Source organism: Fulvimarina endophytica, assembly GCF_003403015.1.
Lineage (GTDB): Bacteria > Pseudomonadota > Alphaproteobacteria > Rhizobiales > Rhizobiaceae > Fulvimarina > Fulvimarina endophytica.
The window spans coordinates 615,814-639,876 of the sequence record NZ_QURL01000003.1; the positions used below are offsets into that span (position 1 = coordinate 615,814).

The following is a 24,063-nucleotide window of genomic DNA, read 5'->3' on the forward strand; positions in this document are numbered from 1 at the left end:
CACCGACATCCTTTCGAGGACCCCGTCTCGATGCGCGTTTCACGGCTTCTTCCGCTGGTACTGGTTCTCGTCGGACTCGGCGCGTGCACGACGCCGCTCGAAACCTTCGAGATCTCCGCGCCGCCCCTCGGCCGCAGCGTCGCCGGCACGACCAGAGCCCAGCTTCTGATCCCCGAGCCGACCGCGATCAAGACGATCGATTCGGAGCGGATCGTCGTCAAGCCGACCCCCTACACGGTGGAATATCTCGGCGGCAGCCAGTGGAGCGACCGCCTGCCGCGGATGGTGCAGCTGAGACTGCTCCAGGCCTACGAGAATACCGGTCAGATCGGGGCCGTCGGCGTTCCGGGCCAGGGGCTCGCCATCGACTACCAGATGCTGCTGGAGATCCGCCGCTTCGAGATCGAGGTCGTCACGGGCCGTCAGGCGGTGGTCGAGATCTCGGTGAAGGCTCTCGACGACCGGTCCGGCGTCGTGCGCCGAACCCGCATCTTCCGGAGCGTCGAACCGGTGGTCGGCGAGGGCAACAGCGCCTTCGTCTCCGCGCTCGACCGGGCCTTCGACCGGATGGCGGCCGAGATCGTCGCCTGGACCATCTCCATCGTCTGACCGGCCCCACGCGATGAAGGGCGAGCACGCGGACATCCATCTCGTCCTCGGCGGTGCGCGCTCCGGCAAGAGCGCCCATGCCGAGGCCCTTGCGCGCGAGAGCGGGCTCGACCGGATCTATCTCGCCACCTCTCAGGCCTTCGACGCGGAAATGGAAGAGCGCATCCGCCGCCACAGGGACGAGCGCGCGGCCGACGACTGGACCACCGTCGAGGAGCCGCTCGACCTTCCCGGCGCGCTCAAGATCCACGCCTCACCCGGCGCCATCGTCCTCGTCGACTGCCTGACCCTGTGGGTCACCAATCTGATGATGGCCGGGCGCGACGTGGAGGCGGACTGCCGCTCGCTCCTCAGGGTGCTCGAAGAAGGGCCGGGCGGCCCCGTCATCTTCGTCTCCAACGAGGTCGGGCTCGGCATCGTCCCCGACAATGCCATGGCGCGTGCCTTCCGCGACCATGCAGGCAGGCTCAACCAGCTCGTCGCCTCGGCCGCGAACGAAGTGACCTTCGTCGCGGCCGGATGTCCGCTGATCCTGAAGCCGCGCGGCTGATCTTCCGGCGGACGATTTTTCCCGCTTTTTCGGCAGGATTTCGGCTAGTCTGCGCGCTTTGACGAGGAGATCGGCCGGGAGGCTTATGGCAATCACCATCAAACCTGTGGACGGCGCCGATATCGAGACGCGCGCCAGTCTCGTGCGTCCCTTCGCCGAACCCTCCGTCTCGGACCGTTTCGCGTTCTCGCCGACCTTCTTCGGCTACGCGCTGACGGACGAGGAGGGCGCCGATGGCGGGATTGCCGGCCAGCTCTACTGGGACTGGATGGTGATCGAGAACATCGCCGTGCCGGAACGCTGGCGCGGCCTCGGCCTCGGACGCCAATTGCTGCGCACGGCCGAGGATGCGGCGAGGGCCGCCGGATGCGCGGGCGCCTGGGTGTCCACCTATTCGTTCCAGTCGCCCGGATTCTATCTGGCGATGGGCTATGAGATCTTCGGGCGGCTGCCCTCCTATCCGGGCGATCAGGAGCGGTTATTCCTGTCGAAGCTTTTCAGGTAAGCCTGTCGGCGAAAAACCGGAGAGGGGCCGATTCATGAGCGAGAAGCCGAAGATCACCGATGGCATGAGCGAGGACGAGCTCAACGCCCGCCATGCCGACAAGATGAAGAAGAAGAAGGCGGCCCGCGACAAGATCGTCGCCACGAAGACGATCGAGAAGGGTCTGGTGATCGTCCACACCGGCAAGGGCAAGGGCAAGTCCACGGCCGCCTTCGGCCTCGTCTTCCGCGCGATCGGCAACGGCATGAAGGTCGGCATCGTGCAGTTCGTGAAGGGCAAGTGGGAGACCGGCGAGCGCGCCGCGCTCGACCGGTTCCCCGATCAGGTGACCATCACGGCCATGGGCGACGGCTTCACCTGGGAGACCCAGGACCGCCAGCGCGACATCGAGGCGGCCCGGCAGGCCTGGGAGCGCGCCAAGGCGATGATCATGGACGAGGAGCACGATCTCGTCCTTCTCGACGAGCTCAACATCGTGCTGCGCTACGACTATCTGGACGTCGCCGAGGTGGTGGATTTCCTGCGCGGCAAGCCGGAGATGAAGCACGTGGTCGTCACCGGCCGCAACGCCAAGGACGAACTGATCGATTTCGCCGATCTCGTCACCGAGATGACCATGGTCAAGCACCCGTTCCGCTCCGGCGTGAAGGCGCAGAAGGGCATCGAGTTCTAGAGGGTAGTCGCCCGGATCGTGCATGCGTGACAGGCTTTGGTTGACGGCCCGTCTTCCGCCAATGGCTGTTCCCCGACGCTTGCCGAGGCCAGTTTAGGGCGACGCGCGCATCACCGCCCCGGCTGGACGAGGCCTTCGCGATCGATGCGCAGATCGAAGATCGGAGCGCGGACGGGCCTGCAGACAGAGCCTCCCGCTTCCCGAAGCGAGGCCCCGCCCATGTCCCTCAAGCTGACCGGCTTTCACCATCTGACGGCCATCACCGCGAATGCGCCGCGCAATCTCGTCTTCTACCGGGACGTTCTGGGCCTGAGGCTCGTCAAGAAGACCGTGAACCAGGACGATACCAGCGCCTATCACCTCTTCTATGCCGACGAGGAGGGCTCGGCGGGAACGGACATCACCTTCTTCGACTGGCCCGCCGCGCCCGAGACGCGCGGCACGGGCTCGGTCAGCCGCACGGGCCTGCGGGTCAAAGGCGAGGACGCGCTCGACTACTGGCGCGTACGTCTCGGCGATGCCGGCGTTCAGGTCGCGGAGAAGCGGGTGGTCGACGGCCGCATGGTGCTCGACTTCGAGGACCCGGAGGGACAGCGCCTGCGCCTCGTCGCCGACGATCGGGGCCCCGACGGTGTGCCGCGCACCGCGAGCGAGGTGCCGGCCGGGCACCAGATCCAGGGGCTCGGCTCGATCTGCCTTTCGGTGCGCGATCTGGAGCCCACGGCCCGCGTCCTCACCGAGGTGCTCGAAATGACGGATGCCCGCAGCTACGAGGATGCCGGGCGCACCGTCCACGTCTTCTCCATGAGCGAGGGCGGCAGCGAGACCGAACTCCACGTGATGGTGGACCCCGGTGCCCCGCCTGCCCGGCAGGGGAGCGGCGGCGTTCATCACGTCGCCTTCCGCACGCCCGACCGCGCGGCTCTCACCGCCTGGACCGAGCGGTTGCGCGGCTATCGCGTTCCCTCCAGCGGAGAGGTCGAGCGCTTCTATTTCCGCTCCCTCTACTTCCGCATTCCCGCCGGCATCCTGTTCGAGATCGCGACGGACGGCCCGGGCTTCGATGCCGACGAGCCGATGGAGACGATGGGCCAGTCGCTCGCCCTGCCGCCCTTCCTCGAGCCGCGCCGGGCCGCGATCGAGGCCTCCCTGGAGCCGCTCGAAACGGCATCGTGATCCCGAACGCTCCCCGATCGGCCTCCACCGGGCGGACCCGGCGCGCAGAAGGGTAGCCAGAACCCGATCGTCTGCTACCTTTTTCGAGCACCGGGCCGATTCGGCGCAGCGCGTGCGTCGGACGGGTGCTCGAACGGATCAAAAGGGAGGAAAAACATGGGTCGTGTTGCTATCGTGACGGGTGGGACGCGCGGGATCGGAGCGGCGATCTCGAAGGCGCTGAAGGAGGCCGGCCACACCGTGGCGGCGACCTATGGTGGCGACGACGCGAAGGCCAACGCCTTCAAGGACGAGACCGGCATTTCGGTCTACAAGTGGGATGTGAGTTCCTACGAGGCCTGCGCCGAGGGCATCAAGAAGGTCGAGAGCGAACTCGGACCGATCGAGATCCTCGTCAACAATGCCGGCATCACCCGCGACGCGCCCTTCCACAAGATGAAGCCCGAGCAGTGGAAAGAGGTGATCGACACCAATCTCAGCGGCGTCTTCAACATGACCCATCCCGTCTGGGCCGGCATGCGCGAGCGCAGCTTCGGGCGCATCGTCACGATTTCCTCGGTGAACGGCCAGAAGGGCCAGTTCGCCCAGGCGAACTATTCGGCCGCGAAGGCGGGCGATATCGGCTTCACCAAGGCCCTGGCCCAGGAAGGCGCGCGCAAGAACATCACCGTCAACGTCGTCGCGCCCGGCTACATCAATACGCAGATGATGGACTCGATCCCCGAAAAGGTCATGAACGAGACCATCCTGCCGCAGATCCCGGTCGGCCGCCTCGGCGAGCCCGAGGAGATCGCCCGCTGCGTCGCCTTCCTCGTCTCCGACGATGCGGGCTTCATCACGGGCTCGACCATCACGGCGAACGGCGGTCAGTATCTCGACTAATCCGAGCGATCATCCGGCTTTCGGGCACAACGAAAAAGGGCAGCGCGGCGAACCCGTGCTGCCCTTTCTCATGTTTTCAAGTGAGCGGCTGTATCAGCCGACGATCTCGGTCTCGGAGAACCAGTACTTGATCTCCTCGGCGGCCGTCTCCGGAGCGTCGGAGCCGTGCACCGAGTTCTCGCCGATCGACAGGGCGAAGGACTTGCGGATCGTGCCCTCGGCGGCATCGGCCGGGTTCGTTGCGCCCATCAGCTCGCGATTGCGCGCGATGGCGTTCTCGCCCTGGAGAACCTGGACGACGGTCGGGCCCGAGGACATGGACTCGACGAGCTCACCGAAGAAGGGGCGCTCCTTGTGGACGGCGTAGAAGCCCTCGGCCTCGCGCTGGCTCATCCACACGCGGCGCGAGGCGACGACGGTGAGGCCGCCTTCTTCCAGGACCTTGGTGATGGCGCCGGTCAGGTTGCGCCGGGTCGCGTCCGGCTTGATCATCGAAAAGGTGCGTTCAATCGCCATCTGAAAGGTTCCTTGCATAGCGCTTGGGGAAAGGTGCCGGTCCTATACAAGCCGCCGACCGATGCGGCAAGGCGGGCGGGCGAGGCGCCGACGCTTGGCGCGCGGCGCTTGTGGTCGCCTGTCGCAAGCTGTTACAGCTTCGACAAACTCCTTCGCCGCCGGGTGGACCACTCATGACCGATGCGACGAACGCCGCCGAATTCGAAGCCGCACGCTCGGCCGCGCTCGCCCGCTACGACATTCTCGATACGCCCAAGGAGGCGGAATTTGACGATCTGGCGGTGATCGCCTCGGAAATCTGCGAGACCCCCATCTCGATCGTCAATCTCGTTGATACCGGACGCCAGTTCTTCAAGGCCGAGGTGGGCGTGGGCGAGCGGGAGGTTCCCCTCGAAAACGCCTTCTGCGTCCACGCGCTGGATGCGGACGAGGTCCTCGTCGTGCCGGACGTGACGAAGGATGCCCGGTTCTCGAGAAATCCGCTCGTCACCGAGGATCCGAAGATCCGCTTCTATGCCGGGGCGCTCCTGAAGACTGCGGACGGCTTTCCCATCGGCACGGTCTGCGTCCTCGACACGCGGCCGCGCGAGCTCTCCGCCCAGCAGGTCCGCGTCCTGAAGCATCTGGCGCGCCAGGCGATGACCCAGCTCGAATTGCGGCGGATCCTGAAGTCCCAGGAGGATGCCCTGACCCAGGCGCGCATCCTCGAAACCGAACTTCGCGCCGCCGTCGAACGCCAGAACGACATCGCCCGCGAGATGGCCCATCGCATCAAGAACTCGCTCGCCATCGTCCAGGCGGTGGTCTCCCAGACCTTCCGCCGGTCCACCGACCCCCAGGAGGCCCGCGCGGCCATCGTGGCGCGACTGGGAGCCCTGTCGCGGGCGCAGGACGCGCTCCTCATGGGCAATTCCGAGAAGGCCGATATCCGCGACGTGGTGGAGACCGCGCTCGAACCCCATCGCACGGGGGAGGGGCGGTTTTCGGTCGAGGGGCCGAGGCTGCTTCTCGACGCCCAGCGCGCGCTCGGCCTCTCGCTCGCCATCCACGAGCTTTCGACCAATGCCGCCAAATACGGCGCCCTGTCGAATGCGGAAGGCGCCATCCACATCACATGGTCGCTTCAGGGCGGCCGCTTCTCCTTCCGGTGGTCCGAATCGGGCGGGCCGCCCGTCCATCCCCCGGGTGCCTCCGGTTTCGGCACCCGTCTCGTCGAGCGCGTCGTCGCCTCCTATTATGCCGGGGAGGGGCGCCTGCATTACCAGCCGGACGGGCTGATCTTCGAGTTGAAGAGCGGCTGGAAGTCCTGATCTTGAGGCGAGGGCGAGGGCGAGGGTGTGGAGGCTCCGATCTCCCGCGTCAGTCGCCGCGATCCTGCGTCCCGTTCTCGAAGAGATGGCGTCCGTCCACGTCGTCGAGCAGGCGGATATCGAGATCGTCCGAGGTCAGAACCGAGATGTCGCCCGTCGTCTCGAGGACGACCGCGCGGACCTTGTCGATGCTCTGAACGTTCGCGGCGCGCAGCTTGGCGAGCACGTCGTCGCGCGAGACCCGCTTCTGTCGCATCGTCTCGTCGCGGAACTCGCCATCCTTCAGGAGGAGCGAGGGTCGGTTCATCAGATAGTCGCTGATCTTGTTGTCCCGGTCGCGGGTCTGCGCGATGAGCATCTGGAGGCCCATCAGGGAGAAGATCGCGATGGCGCCCTGGAGATAGGCCGTCCAGGTCGAGACCGTCGCGATCGTGGCGAGCAGCGAGCCCGCCGCGAGCGTGATGATGAAGTCGAACGACGTCATCTTGGAAAAGGACCTGAGGCCGACGATCCGCACGATCAGGATGACGAGGGCGAGCCCCAGAGCGGAGAGGACGAAGCCCCGGGCGACGGCGTCGAGAACGTCTGGAAGCGCGAACATTAAAGACCCCTCGTGACGGACGGCCCGGCGGCCCGTCTGTCCTCAAGTTAGGGCGTCGGAGCCAAAGGGGGACCCTGTTTGCGCGCCGTCCGATGCGCCTGCGGAAAACCGGCATCCGGTCGCCTGCCGATCTCGGCACGTAAAAGCCAGACGCCGCTCGGGCTCTCTCAAACCGACGGACGAAGCGTCTCGACGAATTCGGCGGGCTCGCCGGTGGACGGCGTCAGGATCTCGCCCTCCCACATGACGCGCCGTCCGCGAACGAGCGTTCCGACGGGCCAGCCGGTGACGGACCGCCCGTCATAGGGCGTCCACTTCGAGCGCGATCCGATCCACTCGTTCCTTACGGTCTGACGGCGGGCGAGATCGACGATGGTGAAGTCGGCATCGTAGCCGAGCGCGATCCGGCCTTTGCCGGAAAGCCCGAAGATGCGCTGGGGACCGGCCGAGGTGAGGTCGACGAAGCGCTGGAGGCTGAGGCGCCCGTTCGCCACATGGTCGAGCATGATGGGCACGAGGGTCTGGACGCCGGTCATGCCGGAAGGCGAATCGGGATAGGGCTTGGCCTTCTCCTCCAGCGTGTGCGGCGCATGGTCGGAGCCCAGAACGTCGATGACCCCGGTCTGGATGCCCTGCCAGATCACCTCCCGGTGCCGGGTCTCGCGGACCGGCGGATTCATCTGGATCTTCGTGCCGAGGCTCGCATAGTCGTCGGCCGTCAGGGTCAGGTGATGGGGTGTCGCCTCGCAGGTGACGTTGCGCTTGCGATTGGAGAGATAGGCGATCTCCTCGCCCGTCGAAATGTGCAGGACATGGATGCGCGCGCCGGTCTCCTCGGCGATCGAAACGAGACGTTCGGTGCACTGGAGGGCGGCGCGCACGTCGCGCCAGACCGGATGGGAGGCCGGATCGCCGTCGCGGCGCAGGCCGCTGCGCTCGCGCAGCCGGTACTCGTCCTCCGAATGGAAGGCGGCCCGGCGCCGCGTGCGCTTCAGGATCTGGCGAACGCCCTCGTCGTCCTCCACGAGAAGCTGGCCGGTGGAGGAGCCCATGAAGACCTTGATGCCGGCAGCCCCCGGCAGGCGTTCGAGCTCGGCGACGTCCGACGCGTTCTCGTGGGTTCCGCCCACCCAGAAGGCGAAGTCGCAATGCATGCGGTGACGGGCGCGTCGGACCTTGTCTGCGAGCGCCTCCTCGCTGGTCGTCAGCGGATTGGTGTTGGGCATCTCGAAGACGCAGGTGACGCCGCCGAGGACGGCCGCCCGCGAGCCGGTCTCCAGATCTTCCTTGTGCTCGTTGCCGGGCTCGCGGAAATGGACCTGGCTGTCGATGACGCCCGGAAGGATGTGCAGGCCGGTGCAGTCGATCACCTCGTCGGCCGTCGTCGCGTCGAGACTGCCGATCGCCGCGATCGCCCCGTCGAGGACGCCGACATCGCGCAAGCCTTCGCCGTCCTGATTGACCACCGTCCCGTTCTTGAGGATCAGATCGTAGATCGCGGTCATGGGCTTGTCCTTCCTTGTTTCCGGCCGATCTCGGGGATACCTAGGCACCGGGACGCAAACAAGCTCTCTTCTTCCGGCAGAGGGCGCCAAAACGCATTCTCAGGGATACCCAGATGCCACATGCCCGGCTCACGGACCGCGCCGTGCTCGTCCTTCGGGGCGAGGAGAGCGAACACTTCCTGCAGAATCTCGTCACGGCCGATATTCCCTCGATCGGCGAGCGGACGGCACGACCTTCGGCGCTGCTGACGCCCCAGGGCAAGATCCTCTTCGATTTTCTCGTCTCGCGGATCGAGGGCGGCTTCCGGCTCGACTGCGTCGCCTCGATCCGTGATGCCCTCGCCAGGCGTCTCGCCATCTACAAGCTGCGGGCCAAGGTGGCGATCGAGCCATCCGACGATCCCGTCTTCGCGCTCTGGGACCTGAGCGAGCCGGCGGACGTCATCATCGCCGACGAACGGTTCGGTCAGGCCGGTGTCGGCCGGGCCTATGATGCGGGGAGCCTGCCCGAGGCGCCCGAGGCGGAGGCTGGCGATTATCGCGCGCTGCGGCTGCGCGCCGGCATTCTCGAGGCCGAGACCGACTTTCCCCAGACCGAGATGTTCCCCCATGACGTGCTTCTCGACCAGAACGGCGGCGTCTCCTTCAGGAAGGGCTGCTATGTGGGTCAGGAGGTCGTCTCGCGCATGCAGCATCGCGGCACTGCGCGCCGGCGGGCGATGCTGGTCGTCGCGGACCGGCACCTGACCGAGGGCGCGCCTCTCACCTCTGCCGGCAAACCCATCGGAACGCTCCTCGCGTCCGCCCACGGGGAGGGGGTCGCGGTCGTGCGCATCGACAAGCTCGCGGCAGCCCTCGTCCGGGGGGAGGGTGCGTGCGTCGACGGCGTGCCGGTCGATCTCTCGATCCCGCCCTGGGCCGGATACGCGCTGCCCGAACCGGCGCCTGCCGGAGGGGAAGCCGGCGACGGATCGGACAGCTGATGGCGGGCTCCGCTAGGAAACAGGCCCGCGTCTGGCAGCGCATGCTGTCGGGCCGCCGGCTTGATCTGCTCGATCCCTCGCCCCTCGACGTGGAGATCGGCGACATCGCCCACGGCCTTGCGCGCGTCGCGCGCTGGAACGGCCAGACGCTGGGCGATCACGCCTTCTCCGTCGCCCAGCATTCGCTGATCGTCGAGGCCCTGGTGGCGCGGTCGGAACCGGATCCGCGCTGGCGTCTGGCGGCGCTTCTGCACGACGGGCCGGAATATGTGGTGGGCGACATGATCTCGCCCTTTAAGGCGGTTCTGGGCGGGGACTACAAGGCAGTAGAGGCGCGGCTCCAGGCGGCGATCCACCTGCGCTTCGGCCTTCCCGCCGATCTGCCCGCCCCGATCACCAAGCTCGTCAAGGCGGCAGACCGCACCTCGGCCCGCGAAGAGGCCGTGCGCCTCGCCGGCTTCACCGAGAAGGAGGCCGACGCGCTGTTCGGGCGCGCCTCGATCGATGCCTGTCTTGCGGCCGAGTTCACGCCGCGCTCCGCCCTCGAGGTGGAGACCGGCTTCCTCGAGCGGTTCGCGCAATTGGAGCGGCAGCTCGCCGATGCCCGCGGCGAGACGCCGGCATCTCCCGCAATGGCAAGGCAAGGCTGATCCCCATGACCTATCTCGTGGTCTCCTCCCTCGCGGACATGAACGCGACCGTCGCAAAGCATGGCGCGCGCGACCTCCTCACCCTCATCAATGCCGAGACCGTGGTCGCGCGGCCGGACGGGATCGCGGCCGATCGCCATCTTGTCCTTGGCTTCAACGACATCACCGAGCCGGTCGAGGGACTGGCGGCGCCGGGCGAGACCCATGTCCACCAGCTCATCGAATTCGGCCGAAGCTGGAGCCGCGAGACGCCGCTCGCGATCCACTGCTTCGCCGGCATCAGCCGGTCGACGGCGGCGGCCTACATCCTCGCCTCGACGATCAATCCGCAGCTCGACGCGTTCGCCCTGGCGCGGGAGCTCAGACGCCGTGCGCCGTCCGCGACGCCCAATATCCGCCTCGTCGGTTTCGCCGACGCGATCCTCGGACGGGGCGGGCGCATGGTGGAGGCGATCGGCTCGATCGGACGCGGCGCGGACGCCTTCAGCGGAACGCCCTTCGTCCTGCCCCTGACGCTGGACGGTGAGGCGCGGGGCTGATCAGCCTTTCGGCCTGTAGACATTGTCCGGGCCCGGAAAGCTGCGCTCGCGCACCTCCTCCGCATAGGCCTTCACCGCCCCGTCGATCGCCTCGGCGACGGCGGCGAAACGCTTGACGAAGCGCGGAACCTTCGGGGTCAATCCGAGCATGTCCTCCAGGACGAGGATCTGGCCGTCGCACCGGGCGGAGGCGCCGATGCCGATGGTCGGGATCGAGAGCGCCTCGGTGATCGCGTCGGCGAGGGGCTCGACCACGCCCTCGACGACGACGGCGAAGGCGCCCGCGGCCTCGACGGCGCGGGCATCGGCGAGGATCTTCTCGCGGGCGGCCGCGTCGTGGCCCTGGCTCTTGAACCCGCCGAGCGCGTTCACGGCCTGGGGCGTCAGGCCCACATGGGCACAGACCGGAATGCCGCGCGCCGTCAGATGGCGGATGGTCGGGGCCATGGCCTCGCCGCCTTCGAGCTTGACCGCGCCGCAGCCGGTCTCGGCCATGAGGCGCGCGGCACTCCTGAAAGCCGCCGCCTCGCTCTCCTCGTAGGAGCCGAAGGGCATGTCGACGACGATCAGCGCCGAGCCCGTTCCGCGCACCACCGAGGCCCCGTGCAGCACCATCATGTCGAGGGTCACACCGAGCGTCGAGGCGAACCCGTGCTCGACCATTCCGAGGCTGTCGCCGACCAGGATGAAATCCACGTGCGGGTCGACGATCCGCGCCATGCCGGCGCTGTAGGCGGTGAGGCTTGCGATCGGCCGGACGCCCTTCAGCGCCCGGATCTCGGGCGCGGTCGTCCGCCTGCTGTGGGTCTGTGCACTCATCGCCCGCCCTCGGTCGCTTGGCGACCCGCCTTCGGAACCGCCTCGCGCTGATCGATCAGGAGGACCGGACCGATCTGCGCGGTCACGAGGATGACGAGGGCTTGCGACCCGATAGTCGTGAGCTCGCCCAGCGTCGCGGCCTCGCGGATGTCGAGGCTGCGAAGATCGGCGAGAGGTTCGGCCTCGATCCGCCTGCGCATGCTCTCGGCGACGGCCTGAAGCGAGGTCTCGCCCGCCTCGATCATCGCCGCGCCCTTGAAGAGTGCCTGTGACAGAACCACGGAGGCGGCCCGTTCGCGTTCGCTGAGGCGCGCATTGCGCGAGGAGAGCGCGAGGCCATCGGCGTCCCGGACCGTCGCGACGCCGACGATCTCCACCGGAATGAAGAGGTCTGCGACCATGCGCCGGATGATGGTGAGCTGCTGGAAATCCTTGCGCCCGAAATAGGCCCGACTCGGCTGGACGATGTTGAGAAGCTTGGCGACCACCGTCGCGACCCCGGTGAAATGTCCGGGCCTCAGCGTTCCGATCAGGTCCTCGCCGAGGGGCGAGACGGTGATCTTCGTCTGCTCCCCCGCCCCGTACATCTCAGCGACATCGGGCAGGAAGACATGGTCGGCGCCGGCCGCCTCGCAGAGCGCCAGATCCTTCTCGAGGGTTCTGGGATAGTGGGCGAGATCCTGCGCATCGCCGAACTGCGTGGGATTGACGAAGATCGAGACCACGACGACGTCGTTTGCCGCCCGGGCCTCGCGGATCAGGGCCTCGTGTCCGGCATGGAGCGCGCCCATGGTCGGAACGACACCGATCGTCCGTCCGGCCTGGCGTTCGCGGGCCAGATGGCTTCGCAGGTCTCTGATGCTGGTGTGTTGCTGCACGTCTTGTCCGGTTCGTTGCTCTGCATCGGATGCAGGACAGGCATCGCCTGCACCGCAGCCCCGTTCCGGACCGCGTTCGATGCCCTGCACGAAAGAAGGCCTCGCATCTCTGCCCGCTCCCGGCAAGCCGTTCGATGGCGTCGGTCGCCGGATTCGGAATGGATGAGTAGTCCTGTCACCGGCTGGAGGGTCCGTAATGCGGCTGACTGTGCTCGCTTCAGGTGCCCCCGATCAAGTCCACGAGTCCCGTCCGCCCATCCGTCGGAACCTTTCGGGGCGCCGCGCTGCGGTACCCGTTCGTTCGGCGCGTCGGCCTTTCGGGACGGGAAAAGCACAACCACTTGAATTATCCGGAGATTGCTGATCTTATCCCTGTGGGGTGAATGAAAACTGGTTGTGTCGTGCACGTACCGTTTCCCGGTTCCCCCGAGAATTTCCGCATCATCCTTGCCTATCGCTGTCTCGATCGCCTCGAGCCCGAGCGTCTCGCCGCCTATCTCGGCGATCGATTCGCCGGCCTTCGCGTCAGGGAGGTCGATCGCCACGTTCATTCCCATCCGAAGCGTTGCCAGGAGGGCAGTCCCTGGATCCCTCCCGCAGGAGAGGTGAGTGCGCGGGATGCATCGATCGCCGATCCAAGCGAGGATCACCGGATCGCCCTCTCATGCGCCACCCTCGACGGGGGCGTTCTGGATTTCGTCCTGCAGGTGCCGATGGAACTTGCGGCCGTCTATACGCGCTCCCTCGCGGTCCTGTCCGAGGGCGGCCTCACAGCTGCGTCGTCCACCGGAAGCGAGCCATCGGCCGCAAGGAGCGGTGCGATGCGCCGGCACATGGGATGGCCCTGGGACGGCCTGCCCTTCGGGGTCGCGGTGATCGACGAACGCTTGTGGATCGAGGCCCTGAACCCGGCCATGGACCATGTGCTTTCGCAGGCGTCGACCTTCCGTCCCGGCGGGCGAGCCCTATGGCTGCGAGCGGACCGGGATCGCGACCGGGTCTGCGAGGCGGTGGACGACGTTCTGACCGACCGGGCCGCCAGCCGGTCGGTGGTTCTCGCAAGAGCCCGCGAGCCGCTGGTCCTGCGCTTCATGGGCTGCGATTCGATCCGCTCGGGCGCAAGATCGACGAGACCCCGCCTCGTCGTCATTGCCGAAGGGGTTCCCTCCGGCCGTTCCTGAGCCTCGGCTCGAGCGATCCGGATACCCGGCAACGAAAAACGCGGCAGGCTCGAAAGACCCTGCCGCGTCGATATCATGACCGCGATGTTCGAAAGCCGTGCGCAGCCACCGAATGCGACTGTGCCAGATCCCGGTGCCTGCCGACCTTCATAGGGAATGGGCAGACGGGGCGCTCCCACCGTGCGGTGACATCCACCGCACGGCGACGTTGCCGAACGACCATCCGACAAGGCCCCAGCGATCCGGACGGATGCAACCCGCCAGCGCGATCGAGGAGGCCGGTCGCAAGCCGCGGGTTCCGGCCCCGGACCCGAAGCCTCGGACACGAAACCCCTGGCCCGGTGCGAGGCGATCAGGCGCGGGGCGCCAGCACCATCATCATCTGCCGGCCCTCGAGCTTGGGTTCGGCCTCGACCTTGGAAATCTCCGTCGTCTCCTCGCGGACGCGGTTGAGGAGGCGCATGCCGAGTTCCTGGTGAGCCATCTCGCGACCACGGAAGCGCAACGTCACCTTGACCTTGTCGCCATCCTCGAAGAAGCGGCGGACCGCCTTCATCTTCGTCTCGTAGTCGTGGTCGTCGATGTTCGGCCGCATCTTCACCTCTTTGACCTCGATGGTCTTCTGGCGCTTGCGGGCCTCGGCCGCCTTCTTCTGGTTCTCGTATTTCAGTTTCCCGAGATCGAGAATCTTGCAGACGGGCGGATTGGCGGTCGGAACGATCTCGACGAGGTCGAGGCCGGCCTCCTCGGCCATTGCCAAAGCTTCCTGCGTCGGTGTCTGTCCACGGTTCTCGCCCTCGGAATCGATGAGCTGAACCATGGGGACGCGGATGTCCCGGTTCGAGCGCGGCCCTTCCTTCTGGGCCGGCGGTGCGCGAAATGGTCTGCGAATGGTCGTTGTCTCCGGTTGTTGATGACGTGATTCTGCTTGGGATAAGACGTCCGCGGACATCTCGTTCCAGAACCCGGTTCACATGGGTGATTTTGCCCATGCGGTACGGCGTGGCTGCATCCTAGCACGGATGGCGCGTTTTGACACCACCTGGCGGGACGCAGACTGCGCGTCCCTTCATGATGCTCTTGCCGGCAAGGGGCCTCGTGCGAAGGCTCGTCCGGCGAGGGGGGCTGACGGGTAACGCGTGGCGCGGGTGACGGAAGCAAAACGCACGGAACGGCGCTTCCGCATTCGCCCCTATGCGCCTGACGGGCACCTGAGATGGCGATCCTTCCCCGCCGCTGCAATCCCCGAATAGAAACTCGAAGCACGCGAAAGAGCCCCGTGCTCGGACCCCGGCACGCATCCGGCGCGCCGGGATCGCCCCTGCCAACGCCTCTCGAAAAGCCCCGGGACCCCGCCGTCAAGCGACCGCGCCAAAGCGGGAGGGACACAGGAATGTCACGCCGATCGCCGCGACCGCCGCCATTCGGAAATTTGCACTTGACTACCGCCCTCAAAATGAGGACACACGCGCCACCGGGAACGGGTCGCTCGAAAGCGGCTCCACCCTCCGCGTCCGAAACGGCAAAGACCGGCCGGACCGACAAGGCGACCACCGCCTTCGCTGCCGTAGCTCAGGGGTAGAGCACTCCCTTGGTAAGGGAGAGGCCGAGAGTTCAAATCTCTCCGGCAGCACCATCTTATCTGATTGAAATCATAGAACTTGGCTGCTCAGGGCCTGCCGCCCGTAAGGCTGTTCCAAGCCTTGCAACGAGGCGGGCAGGGTTAGGGCTGAACTGCGATGCATCCTCGATGCCGATCGGGGGGACGCGCCTCGCAAGCATCGCGGCGCGCCTGCTGCGATCGCTGACTGGATCGATCACGCCCGCACGCCGAAACGCATCGCGAGATCCATGTCCATCGATTTACGGCTGGCGAAGACTTGCTCGATGAAAAACCGCGTGGCTGATACCGCCACGGCCGCCACGGCCGCCACGGCCGCCACGGCCGCCACGGCCGCCACGCGGATGCGACCGGCGCGGGCCTGCCTTTCGGCTTTCCAAATCGGATGTGGCCGGTCCTGTCGCCCCGGGCGAAGGCGTGTGTTCTGCGACGAGCGGCAGGTGCCGTCTGCCGGACGCCGGACGCCGGACGTGAAAAGTCCGGATCGATCAGGCCTTCGCACAAGCCCGGCGCGCTGCGGGGCCGGAAGACCGTAACGGTCGACCTGCGGACGACGCCCTCTCCGAGAAAACGGTTCATCCGTGTCCCAGAGACGCCGGAAGTTGGAGCGAGCGTGCCGGTTTCGATCACCGGCACGCTCGAATGTGGTGGCTCAGAACTTGTAGCCGAGCGAGAGATGACCGCTCTGACTTCTCGTATCGCTGCCGAAAGCCCCGTCATAGCGCACGCCCATGGTCAGGGATTTGTTGAGATCCGCCGAGACGCCGAGGCCGATGGCAACGCGGTCGTCATCGGCTTCGACGCCCGCAATGGTGAACGGCGTCGTGGGTGCACCGGCAAAGGTCAGAAGACGGCTCGGTCGGTCGTCGCCGAAACCGTGTTCGTAAGCCAGGCGCGCCTCCACGGTCGCGGCTGCATTTCTCAACGTGACAGTCTTCGCCAGGGCGATACCGACCGAAACGTCGCCGAGTGTGTAGTCGTCGTCGCCAGCCGAAAGATTGAGCGCGCCGGCCCCATGTTCGGTAAAGCCGTCGACTTCGACGGAGGCCAGATTGTAGCCCACGAGCGGAGCGACCGACAATCCGCCGAGGCGGTAGCGCAGTTGCGCTTCGCCGGACGACGTGTATGTCACGGCATCGTAGTCGGCGAAGGCCGTCCGGGCGAGGTTGCCGATCTGGATGCCGCGCGTCGTGTCGATGCTGGCGAAGGAAACCGAGCCTGCCGATGCAAGATGCAGAACGCCGAATTCGGACGCCGTGTAATAGCCGACATGGCCGGTCTCGATATCTGCGGTCGAGCGACGGGCGAAAAGATCGGCGTCACCGGAGGAATATCCACCGGCAATACCGGCGGTGAACGCACCTCCGGAAAGTGCACCGAAACCGATCTGGTTGAGAACCGTATCGAACAGGCCGTCGAAGCGCCCCTCGATGCCGACGGCGATGCCCGTGCGTTCGGTGTCGAATTCGGCCGCACCGATCGAACCCGATCCGTCGCCATTGCCATCGTAGTCGTCGAGCCCGCCGAAGACGCCGGTCCAGGCCGTGAGAACGCGGTCCGTGGAGGCGTCCATCGCCGGTTCCGACATCGGCGCGTCGAAGAGATTGGAGGCTGTTGCAGGAGCCTCTTCGCCGTAGCCCAGCGGCGCCGTCATCGGGGCTTCGGTCGCAAGCAGTCCCGTCGCAAGGCCGGCACGACGGCGAAGGAACTCCGTGAACCCGGAAGCGTCCCGCGCAAGTGCCAGTTCATTCGAGGCGTGGATTTCACCCGATGCGAGATCGAAGGCGGCCCGGGCTTCAGCGGCGTTCAGGCCGAGGAACTGGTTGAAGACGAGCAGGTCGTCCGATCCAAATGTCTGATTGAGGCGATTCAGGCTGGACGCGACCGCGGTCTGGTTCGTGGTGACAGCGACGTCCTGGAATGCGCGAACGACACTTGTCTGCAACAGAACATCGTCACGCGTATAGACGAGGGCGAAGTTGATGAATGCGGAGTTCCCCGTGATCGCGTCGAACATGCCGGTTCGGCCATTGGCCGTATCGATGATGAGCGACTGACGTCCATTGACGTAGCTCGAACCCGGATCGAGCCGGACGACCTGAACCGTTCCGCCGTTGATCGTTGCGGTATCGGCGACGATCCGATCCGATGCGCCCGACGCATCGACTTCGACCTGGTAGACGGAGCCTCGCTGGAAGGTTGCATTGCCAGTCACGTTCAACGTGCCGATTGAATTGCCGGGGGCGATGATCGAACCGGAATTGGCGACGACCGTGCCGATCGCTCCGCTGCCACTGAAAATGCCGCCGTTCAGCCTGACATCCGATGCGATCGAACCGTTGACCACCAATCTTCCGCCGTTGACGGTGGTCGTGCCGGTATAGGTGTTGGCGCCGGCGAGGGTGAAGGTGCCGCTGCCGTCCTTGGTGAGGCCGCCCGAACCGGATGCGATGCCGGAGAAGGTGGTGTCGGCACCGTTGCCGCCGGTGGCGAGCGTGTTCGCGCCGAGGGCGAGGGTGGACCCGGCCGCGCCCGCGAGCGATCCGATGGTCTCGGCTCCGGTCAGCGTCAGGTTCGAGGTGCCGTTGAGGGTGACGGCGGCACCGTCGGCGATGGATGCGCCGCCGGCCCGGATCGAGGCGGCATTGTTGGCGGTGACCGCCGAGGAGGCCAGCGATCCCGTCACGTCGAGGGTCCCGCCGTTGACGGTGGTCGCGCCGGTATAGGTGTTGGCGCCGGCAAGGGTGAAGGTGCCGCTGCCGTCCTTGGTGAGACCGCCCGCACCGGATGCGATGCCGGAGAAGGTGGTGCCCGCGCCGTTGCCGCCGGTGGTGAGCGTGTTCGCGCCGAGGGCGAGGGTGGACCCGGCCGCGCCTGTGAGCGATCCGATGGTCTCGGCCCCGGTCAGCGTCAGGTTCGAGGTGCCGTTGAGGGTGACGGCCGCGCTATCGGCGATGGATGCGCCGCCGGCCCGGATCGAGGCGGCATTGTTGGCGGTGACCGCCGAGGAGGCCAGCGATCCCGTCACGTCGAGGATCCCGCCGTTGACGGTGGTCGCGCCGGTATAGGTGTTGGCGCCGGCGAGGGTGAAGGTGCCGCTGCCGTCCTTGGTGAGGCCGCCCGAACCGGATGCGATGCCGGAGAAGGTGGTGCCCGCGCCGTTGCCGCCGGTGGTGAGCGTGTTCGCGCCGAGGGCGAGGGTGGACCCGGCCGCACCCGCGAGCGATCCGATGGTCTCGGCCCCGGTCAGCGTCAGGTTCGAGGTGCCGTTGAGGGTGACGGCGGCGCTATCGGCGATGGATGCGCCGCCGGCCCGGATCGAGGCGGCATTGTTGGCGGTGACTGCCGACGAGGCCAGCGATCCCGTCACGTCGAGGATCCCGCCGTTGACGGTGGTCGCGCCGGTATAGGTGTTGGCGCCGGCAAGGGTGAAGGTGCCGCTGCCGTCCTTGGTGAGGCCGCCCGAACCGGATGCGATGCCGGAGAAGGTGGTGCCCGCGCCGTTGCCGCCGGTGGTGAGCGTGTTTGCGCCGAGGGCGAGGGTGGACCCGGCCGCGCCCGCGAGCGATCCGATGGTCTCGGCCCCGGTGAGCGTCAGGTTCGATGTGCCGTTGAGGGTGACGGCGGCGCCGTCGGCGATGGATGCGCCGCCGGCCCGGATCGAGGCGGCATTGTTGGCGGTGACCACCGACGAGGCCAGCGAGCCCGTCACGTCGAGGATCCCGCCGTTGACGGTGGTCGCGCCGGTATAGGTGTTGGCGCCGGCGAGGGTGAAGGTGCCGCTGCCGTCCTTGGTGAGGCCGCCCGAACCGGATGCGATGCCGGAGAAGGTGGTGCCCGCGCCGTTGCCGCCGGTGGTGAGCGTGTTTGCGCCGAGGGCGAGGGTGGACCCGGCCGCGCCCGCGAGCGATCCGATGGTCTCGGCCCCGGTCAGCGTCAGGTTCGAGGTACCGTTGAGGGTGACGGCGGCGCCGTCGGCGATGGATGCGCCACTGGCCCGGATCGAGGCGGCATTGTTGGCGGTGACCGCCGACGAGGCCAGCGATCCCGTCACGTCGAGGATGCCGCCGTTGACGGTGGTCGCGCCGGTATAGGTGTTGGCGCCGGCAAGGGTGGTTCTTCCCGCACCGTCGACGATCACGTTTCTCGAGCCGCCGCTTTCGGAAATTGCGCCGGTCACGGTGAGTGACGTGTTTTCGTTCGAACGAAGCCCGAAATCCCCGACGGCGATCACGGGACCTGCGAACGTGTTGTTGCCGGATACGCTTTCGAGCCGGGGACGAGAATTGACCGGGTTCCCATCGCCGATCGTGAGCGTCTCTCCGGTGATCGTTACGTTGTCCTGAAGTCCGAGCGTCGAACCGCGGTCGACGCGTGTCCCGGCCGCAGTGCTGCCCAGGGCGGTGTCGCTTGCAGCGATCAGGGTGCCGTTCGCGACGATGGTGTCTCCGGTATAGTCGTTCGCTCCGCCGAAAATCTGTGTCGCACCGCCATTGGAAACGACGACACCGCCGGTGCCGGAAACGACGCCGTCATAGCGCTGGACCAGACCGACGCCGGCTGGAGCACCGCTGATCCTCAGATCGTCGTTCAACTGTATGCGCGACGTGCTCGATCCGGTGATCAGCCCAGTCCCGGTCGCCTGTCCCGAGCCGCCACTCGCCCCGACCTGAAACACGGCCTGATCGTTCAGCGTAACGAAGGGACTGCCGAGGAACACGCCGCCGATGGTCTGCAAGGTCGCATTGTTGACGGTGACGCGTCGCGTGCCGATCTGACCGACGATCGACAGCGTGCCGGCGTCGACGACGACCGGCCCCGTTATCGTGCTCGGCCGGGAATTCGTCAGGCTGAGTGCACCCGAGCCTTGTTTGACGAAGCCGCCCGAGCCGCCGGTTTCGGACATGGCACCGGCATAGGTCGTATCCGCCGTCTGGTTCACCGTCAGTGTCTCACCGCCGGTTATGACGATATTGCCGCCATTCGTGCCGCCGCCCGAGAGCGTCCCGATCGTCTCGGACCGAAGAACGGAAAGCTGCGCGCCGGAGGTATTGGCGAGCGTCACCGCACTCGTATCGGCAAGGGCCGTTCCGGTCACGCTGTTCAGAGCCAGTTCGCCGGCATTGATCGTCGTCGAGCCGGTATAGGTATTCGTCCCACTCAAGGTCAGGGTGCCGTCGCCACTTTTGGTCAGGGTGCCGGAATTGTCTCCGTTGCCCGTGTCGTCCGCGATCGCATCCGAGATCGTCTGCGTCTGGCCGGCGCCCGGCGCGAAAACGACGGACGACCCCTGGAGGTAGATTCCGGAACCGGCCGCCGTTCCACTCTGCGCACCCGAACCGGCCGCACCGGCCGATACCGAACCGCCGGAGATCGATCCGCTTCCGCCCACCGTCAGCGATCCGCCGTCCATGACGAACACGGCACCGCCGAAACCTGCACCGCCGCCGCCGCCGCGAGCGCCGCCGGTGCCGGCCCCGAAGCCGCCAGAGCCTGGATTGCCGGCCCCGCTGCCGCCGCCACCGGCGCCGAACCCACCATCTCCCGCAGCATCGGGAGACCGGTAACCGCCGCCGCCGCCGCCGCCACCAAAGCCACCGTCTGCGCCGTTGCCACGATCGGCAGAGCCGCCTCCACCGCCACCGAAGCCGCCACTGCCACCGCTTGCGAACGTCGTCCCGGCCCCGCCGGCACCGCCGCCACCGGCGAGATCGCCGCCGTCCGCACCGTTCACGCCGCTCGACGCGCCACCTGCTCCGGCAAGGGAGCCGCCGCCATTGCCGCCGGCCGCTCCCGACCCGTTATTGCCCTCCGAGAATGCGCCGCCGCCACCGCCGCCGCTGCGTCCGCCTGCCGCGCTCGGAAGACCTCCTCGGCCGCCGAGACCACCACCACCGCCGGAGCCGCTATCCACGCTGACGCCGCCATTCAAGCCGCCGGAGCCACCGGCTGCGGCGCTGCCGCTGAAGGAAACGTCTTCCACGGAGACATTCGCACCCGAGCGAACGAACAGGGCGCCACCCGCGCCCAGACCGCCTCCGCCTGCACCATTATCGCCGCGGTCTCCGCCGCCGCCAGCGCCGCCCTGGGCGAGCCCGTCCGTCAACGACCCATTGCGGATGACGACAGTTCCGGCATTGGCGAAGAAGATGCGGGTCACTCCGTCTCCCGAAACGGAATTGCCGGCGAGATCGATCGTCACGCTGTCGCCGGAGTCGTCGCCCAGCACCGGCAGAAATCCGGACAGAGTAATGTTCTGCGTCAGCGTGATCGTATTCGTCGCATCGCCGTTCGCATTGGCATTCGTAATCGCCTGAGCGAGTTCCGCCTCGGTGGCGACGCTGAACGTCGCCGCTTGCGATCCGTCCGTGATCAGGCCCGCCGAAAGTCCGACCGCTGCGACCAGGGCCAGTTCGACCGCCCGGCCCAATCGCGGCCGCTTCGCACTGCGCAGCCGGATACCGGTCTGGTGAATGGAACGCGTTCGACGAAACCCGGAAAAGGGGGTGGCACAAGGCTTGCTGGACCCTTTCATCACGCTGCCGACGAAAGAACCCATGGCGAATGTGCGATCGATCATGCCTGCCCCCAGCCGACGAAAATCATCCGAACGGCGTCTCATCAAATCTCAAGTCGCGCAGAGATCCTCGCGCGACGATGTTCGCTGCGATTAGACAGGCACGCGATCACAAAGGGTAGTGGATCTCCATTCCCGATAGGCGAATTTCTGACCCTGTGTCAGATCTGCATCTTAAATGACAATCACAAGAATATGATACTTGAATAATGTTCAGATCGAACGGGTTTCTCCATGCAAACACTGTATGTCGTAGGTTCGGTAGAGAATTTGTCATCGTTCGCCTTCTGGGACATCTGATCATGCCGCTGAATTGATTGACGGGAACGGGACTAAAAATTGTTGTTTGACGTGAATATCATCAATCTGGAAAATCGAATGGAGCGTCTTGAGGTGCATCTCGTATCCATCTCGAGATCCATCGGGAACACATTTTTACAGTAGAGATTCGATCTTTATAGTGTTTCCGTATCGTTTCATTTTAACCATCGTCAAGGCGTATCCTACGGTGTTCCGTACAGCGTCGATCGAATACATGGTCGTTGCCGGGCTTTCTGCGAGAAAGCGGGTGAGCAGGACGCGGGTCGGAGACCACGCTGGATTCTTCAGCCGCCTCACACGCGGGTGATATCGTTGCGGGAGCTCGTCGCGATGCCGGTTCGGCGCTGGGCTGTTCCGTAAAGGAAACGAGCGGCCATGTCCGCGCAGTCGCCGCGCCCACGTCGTTCGCCTGCCGGCCTTGGAGAGAGGCGCGCGTGGGGGAGGGCCCTGTCGATGGGGCGGAGTGGGATCGGCTGGACCGGATCCCTCCCGGCCCTTTCGCTTCCGTCTCTGCGGCGTCGCGGCTGCCGGTGATCGCGGACCTGCCATCACCAGCATTTCGCACGATCCGAGCCGGCTCGATAAGAGGCCCGGCATCGGCTGGCCGGGCCAATCAGGACGCACGCGCCTCGGCGATCGCCTTCTTCATATCCGCCATGTCCGGCACGCCCGGGAAGACTGTGGTTCCTGCGATATAGGCCGGCGTTCCCATGAAGCCGAACTGTTCGGCCTGGGAGCTGTTGCGGGCGATGATGCCGTCGATGCGCTGGCGGTCGCGGCCATAGGCGGCGTTGAGGGCCTCGATTTTGAAGCCCGCCCGCGTCAGCGCCGCCTCGACGTCTTCCTGGCTGAGGCGTGCCTGCGTCGCCATCAGGGCTCTCAGCGCCTTGTCGTGATGCTGGCCGGCCGCCAGAGCGAGGCGCGAGGCGTAGAGCGAGGCCGGGCCGAAGATCGGCCAGTCCTTCATGACGAGGCGGATGTTTCCGTCCTGGCGCACCAGCGCCTCGATCTCGGGAAACTGCGTCTTGCAGTAGGGGCACTGGTAGTCGAAATACTCGACCAGGGTCACATCGCCGTTCGGATTGCCGAGAGCCGGCACCTCAGGGTCGCGAAGGATCGCATCCTGCGACAACTCCTCCCGCGCGTTCTGGGCCCTTGCGATCATCGGCAGAAGCGGCGTCGAGCCGAGGGCGAAGGCTGCCGCCAGAAAGGCGCGGCGTTCCATGTTCGTCGTCATGTCGTGTCTCCGTCGAGTGAAGCGATCGTGCTGTTGGATCGGGGGGTGGCGCCGGGTCTTGGGAGGGCGAGCGATGTCGTCCTGATGACCGTACGAAAGACGAGATCGCGAACCGTGAGGCATTGCCTGCTCACCGGGTCAGACCGTCGATGGCGGCGGACAGACCCTCGCGGGAGATCTCGCCGAAATGCATGTCCTGCAGCACGCCGTCTTCGTCGAGGAAGAGCGTCGCCGGATAGCCGCGGACGTTGTAGTGGCGTGCGACTGCCGTGGATTGGTCGAGCGTGACGTGTTCGGCATTCAGCGCTTCGTCGTTGAAGTACCGAATGACCCTCGAAGCGCCTTCGCCCTGATTGGCGAAGACGAAGGCGACGTCGTCGCGCTCCCGCGCCATCTCGGTCATCATCGGCATCTCGCGCCGGCAGGGCGGGCACCAGGTCGCCCAGAGATTGACGACGACCGGCCTGCCTTCGAATTCGGCGAGCGTGACGGAACGTCCGTCGAGGGTCTGCATGGGCGTCGGGGGCGAGGCGATCGCTTCCGTCGTCGCAATCAGCTGGACCGCGATATTCCAGACGAAGAGCCCGGCGGTGAGGGCGCCGATCGCGGCGATGCGCCGACGTGCGTCTGCGAACGTCCACAGGAGGTAGACCGCCGCGGCGACGAGGCCGGGCCAGAGCATGAACCCACCCTGCCAGATCATCAGGATGCGCTCCGGCTCCTCGGCGAAGGACGGCCAGTGGGCGGCGACATGGGCGGTCCGCGCCGTCAGGAGGCCGATGATGAAGGCGTTGACGGCCTTGCCCGCCAGATCGCCGCCGAACCGTAAGGACAGGATCGCCGACAGGCCGAAAAAGGCGAAGAGACCGATGAGGGCGGCGAGACGATCGCCGGCAAACAGGAACGGTCCGAGGGACAATGCGGTCATGG

The 24,063-nt window shown here is 66.5% G+C and carries 21 protein-coding genes and 1 tRNA gene; 12 read left to right on the forward strand and 10 right to left on the reverse strand.

Going from position 1 to position 24,063, the window contains the following annotated elements; translation table 11 throughout:
• Nucleotides 1–30: 30 nt before the first annotated feature.
• The 6 genes from DYI37_RS09325 to phbB all read left to right on the forward strand — a co-directional run bounded on the left by DYI37_RS09325 (nucleotide 31) and on the right by phbB (nucleotide 4,395).
• Nucleotides 31–609 (forward strand): ABC-type transport auxiliary lipoprotein family protein, encoded by a 579-nt coding sequence (locus DYI37_RS09325; protein ID WP_116682903.1) that lies wholly within the window; start codon nucleotides 31–33, stop codon nucleotides 607–609.
• Nucleotides 610–622: 13 nt separating this feature from the next.
• Entirely contained in the window at nucleotides 623–1,159 is a 537-nt protein-coding gene (cobU, locus tag DYI37_RS09330; protein ID WP_116682904.1) for a bifunctional adenosylcobinamide kinase/adenosylcobinamide-phosphate guanylyltransferase, read from the forward strand.
• An 85-nt stretch (nucleotides 1,160–1,244) separates the two neighbouring features.
• Nucleotides 1,245–1,664: a GNAT family N-acetyltransferase gene (locus tag DYI37_RS09335; protein WP_116682905.1), complete on the forward strand. Its 420-nt coding sequence runs from the start codon at nucleotides 1,245–1,247 to the stop codon at nucleotides 1,662–1,664.
• Between the two features lie 34 nt (nucleotides 1,665–1,698).
• Nucleotides 1,699–2,337 (forward strand): cob(I)yrinic acid a,c-diamide adenosyltransferase, encoded by a 639-nt coding sequence (cobO, locus tag DYI37_RS09340; protein ID WP_116682906.1) that lies wholly within the window; start codon nucleotides 1,699–1,701, stop codon nucleotides 2,335–2,337.
• A 219-nt stretch (nucleotides 2,338–2,556) separates the two neighbouring features.
• Nucleotides 2,557–3,513 (forward strand): ring-cleaving dioxygenase, encoded by a 957-nt coding sequence (locus DYI37_RS09345; protein ID WP_116682907.1) that lies wholly within the window; start codon nucleotides 2,557–2,559, stop codon nucleotides 3,511–3,513.
• A gap of 156 nt (nucleotides 3,514–3,669) precedes the next feature.
• The gene (phbB, locus tag DYI37_RS09350; protein WP_116682908.1) at nucleotides 3,670–4,395 is read left to right on the forward strand and encodes an acetoacetyl-CoA reductase; all 726 of its coding nucleotides are present in this window, start codon (nucleotides 3,670–3,672) and stop codon (nucleotides 4,393–4,395) included.
• Between the two features lie 93 nt (nucleotides 4,396–4,488).
• Here the strand turns inward: phbB and ndk are convergent, their stop codons facing one another.
• On the reverse strand, nucleotides 4,489–4,911 hold the full coding sequence (gene ndk, locus DYI37_RS09355) for a nucleoside-diphosphate kinase (RefSeq protein ID WP_116682909.1): 423 nt from the start codon (nucleotides 4,909–4,911) through the stop codon (nucleotides 4,489–4,491).
• 173 nt (nucleotides 4,912–5,084) lie between these two features.
• Here ndk and DYI37_RS19960 point away from each other — a divergent pair, with 173 nt between their 5' ends.
• A complete protein-coding gene (locus DYI37_RS19960; protein WP_158555121.1) occupies nucleotides 5,085–6,221 on the forward strand; it encodes an HWE histidine kinase domain-containing protein in 1,137 nt (378 codons plus the stop codon).
• Between the two features lie 49 nt (nucleotides 6,222–6,270).
• Here DYI37_RS19960 and DYI37_RS09365 read toward each other — a convergent pair whose 3' ends face one another.
• Nucleotides 6,271–6,822, reverse strand: a complete 552-nt coding sequence (locus DYI37_RS09365; RefSeq protein ID WP_116682910.1) for a DUF421 domain-containing protein — start codon at nucleotides 6,820–6,822, stop codon at nucleotides 6,271–6,273.
• 167 nt (nucleotides 6,823–6,989) lie between these two features.
• Complete coding sequence (locus tag DYI37_RS09370) at nucleotides 6,990–8,327, reverse strand: dihydroorotase (RefSeq protein ID WP_116682911.1); 1,338 nt, start codon at nucleotides 8,325–8,327, stop codon at nucleotides 6,990–6,992.
• A gap of 113 nt (nucleotides 8,328–8,440) precedes the next feature.
• Between DYI37_RS09370 and ygfZ the strand changes: the two genes are divergently transcribed.
• From ygfZ to DYI37_RS09385, 3 genes are read left to right on the forward strand one after another with little or no spacing between them, the layout of a single operon-like run.
• Nucleotides 8,441–9,310 (forward strand): CAF17-like 4Fe-4S cluster assembly/insertion protein YgfZ, encoded by an 870-nt coding sequence (gene ygfZ / locus DYI37_RS09375; RefSeq protein ID WP_116682912.1) that lies wholly within the window; start codon nucleotides 8,441–8,443, stop codon nucleotides 9,308–9,310.
• Nucleotides 9,310–9,960, forward strand: a complete 651-nt coding sequence (locus tag DYI37_RS09380; RefSeq protein ID WP_116682913.1) for an HD domain-containing protein — start codon at nucleotides 9,310–9,312, stop codon at nucleotides 9,958–9,960. Before ygfZ ends, DYI37_RS09380 begins: the two co-directional genes overlap by 1 nt.
• Before the next feature lie 5 nt (nucleotides 9,961–9,965).
• Nucleotides 9,966–10,499, forward strand: a complete 534-nt coding sequence (locus tag DYI37_RS09385) for a tyrosine phosphatase family protein (protein WP_116682914.1) — start codon at nucleotides 9,966–9,968, stop codon at nucleotides 10,497–10,499.
• Here the strand turns inward: DYI37_RS09385 and panB are convergent, their stop codons facing one another.
• Both panB and panC read right to left on the reverse strand, forming a co-directional pair.
• Complete coding sequence (panB, locus tag DYI37_RS09390) at nucleotides 10,500–11,318, reverse strand: 3-methyl-2-oxobutanoate hydroxymethyltransferase (protein ID WP_116682915.1); 819 nt, start codon at nucleotides 11,316–11,318, stop codon at nucleotides 10,500–10,502.
• Nucleotides 11,315–12,196, reverse strand: a complete 882-nt coding sequence (gene panC / locus DYI37_RS09395) for a pantoate--beta-alanine ligase (RefSeq protein WP_116682916.1) — start codon at nucleotides 12,194–12,196, stop codon at nucleotides 11,315–11,317. The genes panB and panC overlap by 4 nt, the downstream gene beginning before the upstream one ends.
• A 401-nt stretch (nucleotides 12,197–12,597) precedes the next feature.
• Between panC and DYI37_RS09400 the strand changes: the two genes are divergently transcribed.
• Nucleotides 12,598–13,377: a hypothetical protein gene (locus DYI37_RS09400; protein ID WP_116682917.1), complete on the forward strand. Its 780-nt coding sequence runs from the start codon at nucleotides 12,598–12,600 to the stop codon at nucleotides 13,375–13,377.
• 352 nt (nucleotides 13,378–13,729) lie between these two features.
• Here the strand turns inward: DYI37_RS09400 and infC are convergent, their stop codons facing one another.
• Entirely contained in the window at nucleotides 13,730–14,269 is a 540-nt protein-coding gene (gene infC / locus DYI37_RS09405; protein ID WP_199520129.1) for a translation initiation factor IF-3, read from the reverse strand.
• 669 nt (nucleotides 14,270–14,938) lie between these two features.
• On the opposite strand from infC, the gene DYI37_RS09410 reads away from it, so the two are divergent.
• Nucleotides 14,939–15,013, forward strand: a tRNA-Thr gene (locus DYI37_RS09410).
• A gap of 181 nt (nucleotides 15,014–15,194) precedes the next feature.
• On the opposite strand, the gene DYI37_RS19965 is transcribed toward DYI37_RS09410, so the two are convergent.
• The 4 genes from DYI37_RS19965 to DYI37_RS09425 all read right to left on the reverse strand — a co-directional run bounded on the left by DYI37_RS19965 (nucleotide 15,195) and on the right by DYI37_RS09425 (nucleotide 24,061).
• Nucleotides 15,195–15,338 (reverse strand): hypothetical protein, encoded by a 144-nt coding sequence (locus DYI37_RS19965; RefSeq protein ID WP_158555122.1) that lies wholly within the window; start codon nucleotides 15,336–15,338, stop codon nucleotides 15,195–15,197.
• A gap of 312 nt (nucleotides 15,339–15,650) precedes the next feature.
• Nucleotides 15,651–21,428 carry an autotransporter-associated beta strand repeat-containing protein gene (locus DYI37_RS09415; protein WP_116682919.1) on the reverse strand — a complete coding sequence of 1,926 codons (5,778 nt, stop codon included), beginning with the start codon at nucleotides 21,426–21,428 and terminating at the stop codon, nucleotides 15,651–15,653.
• A gap of 1,081 nt (nucleotides 21,429–22,509) precedes the next feature.
• Nucleotides 22,510–23,133 carry a DsbA family protein gene (locus DYI37_RS09420; protein ID WP_116682920.1) on the reverse strand — a complete coding sequence of 208 codons (624 nt, stop codon included), beginning with the start codon at nucleotides 23,131–23,133 and terminating at the stop codon, nucleotides 22,510–22,512.
• A 130-nt stretch (nucleotides 23,134–23,263) separates the two neighbouring features.
• Nucleotides 23,264–24,061, reverse strand: coding sequence for a TlpA disulfide reductase family protein (locus DYI37_RS09425; protein ID WP_116682921.1), 798 nt, complete (start codon nucleotides 24,059–24,061; stop codon nucleotides 23,264–23,266).
• Nucleotides 24,062–24,063: the final 2 nt, after the last annotated feature.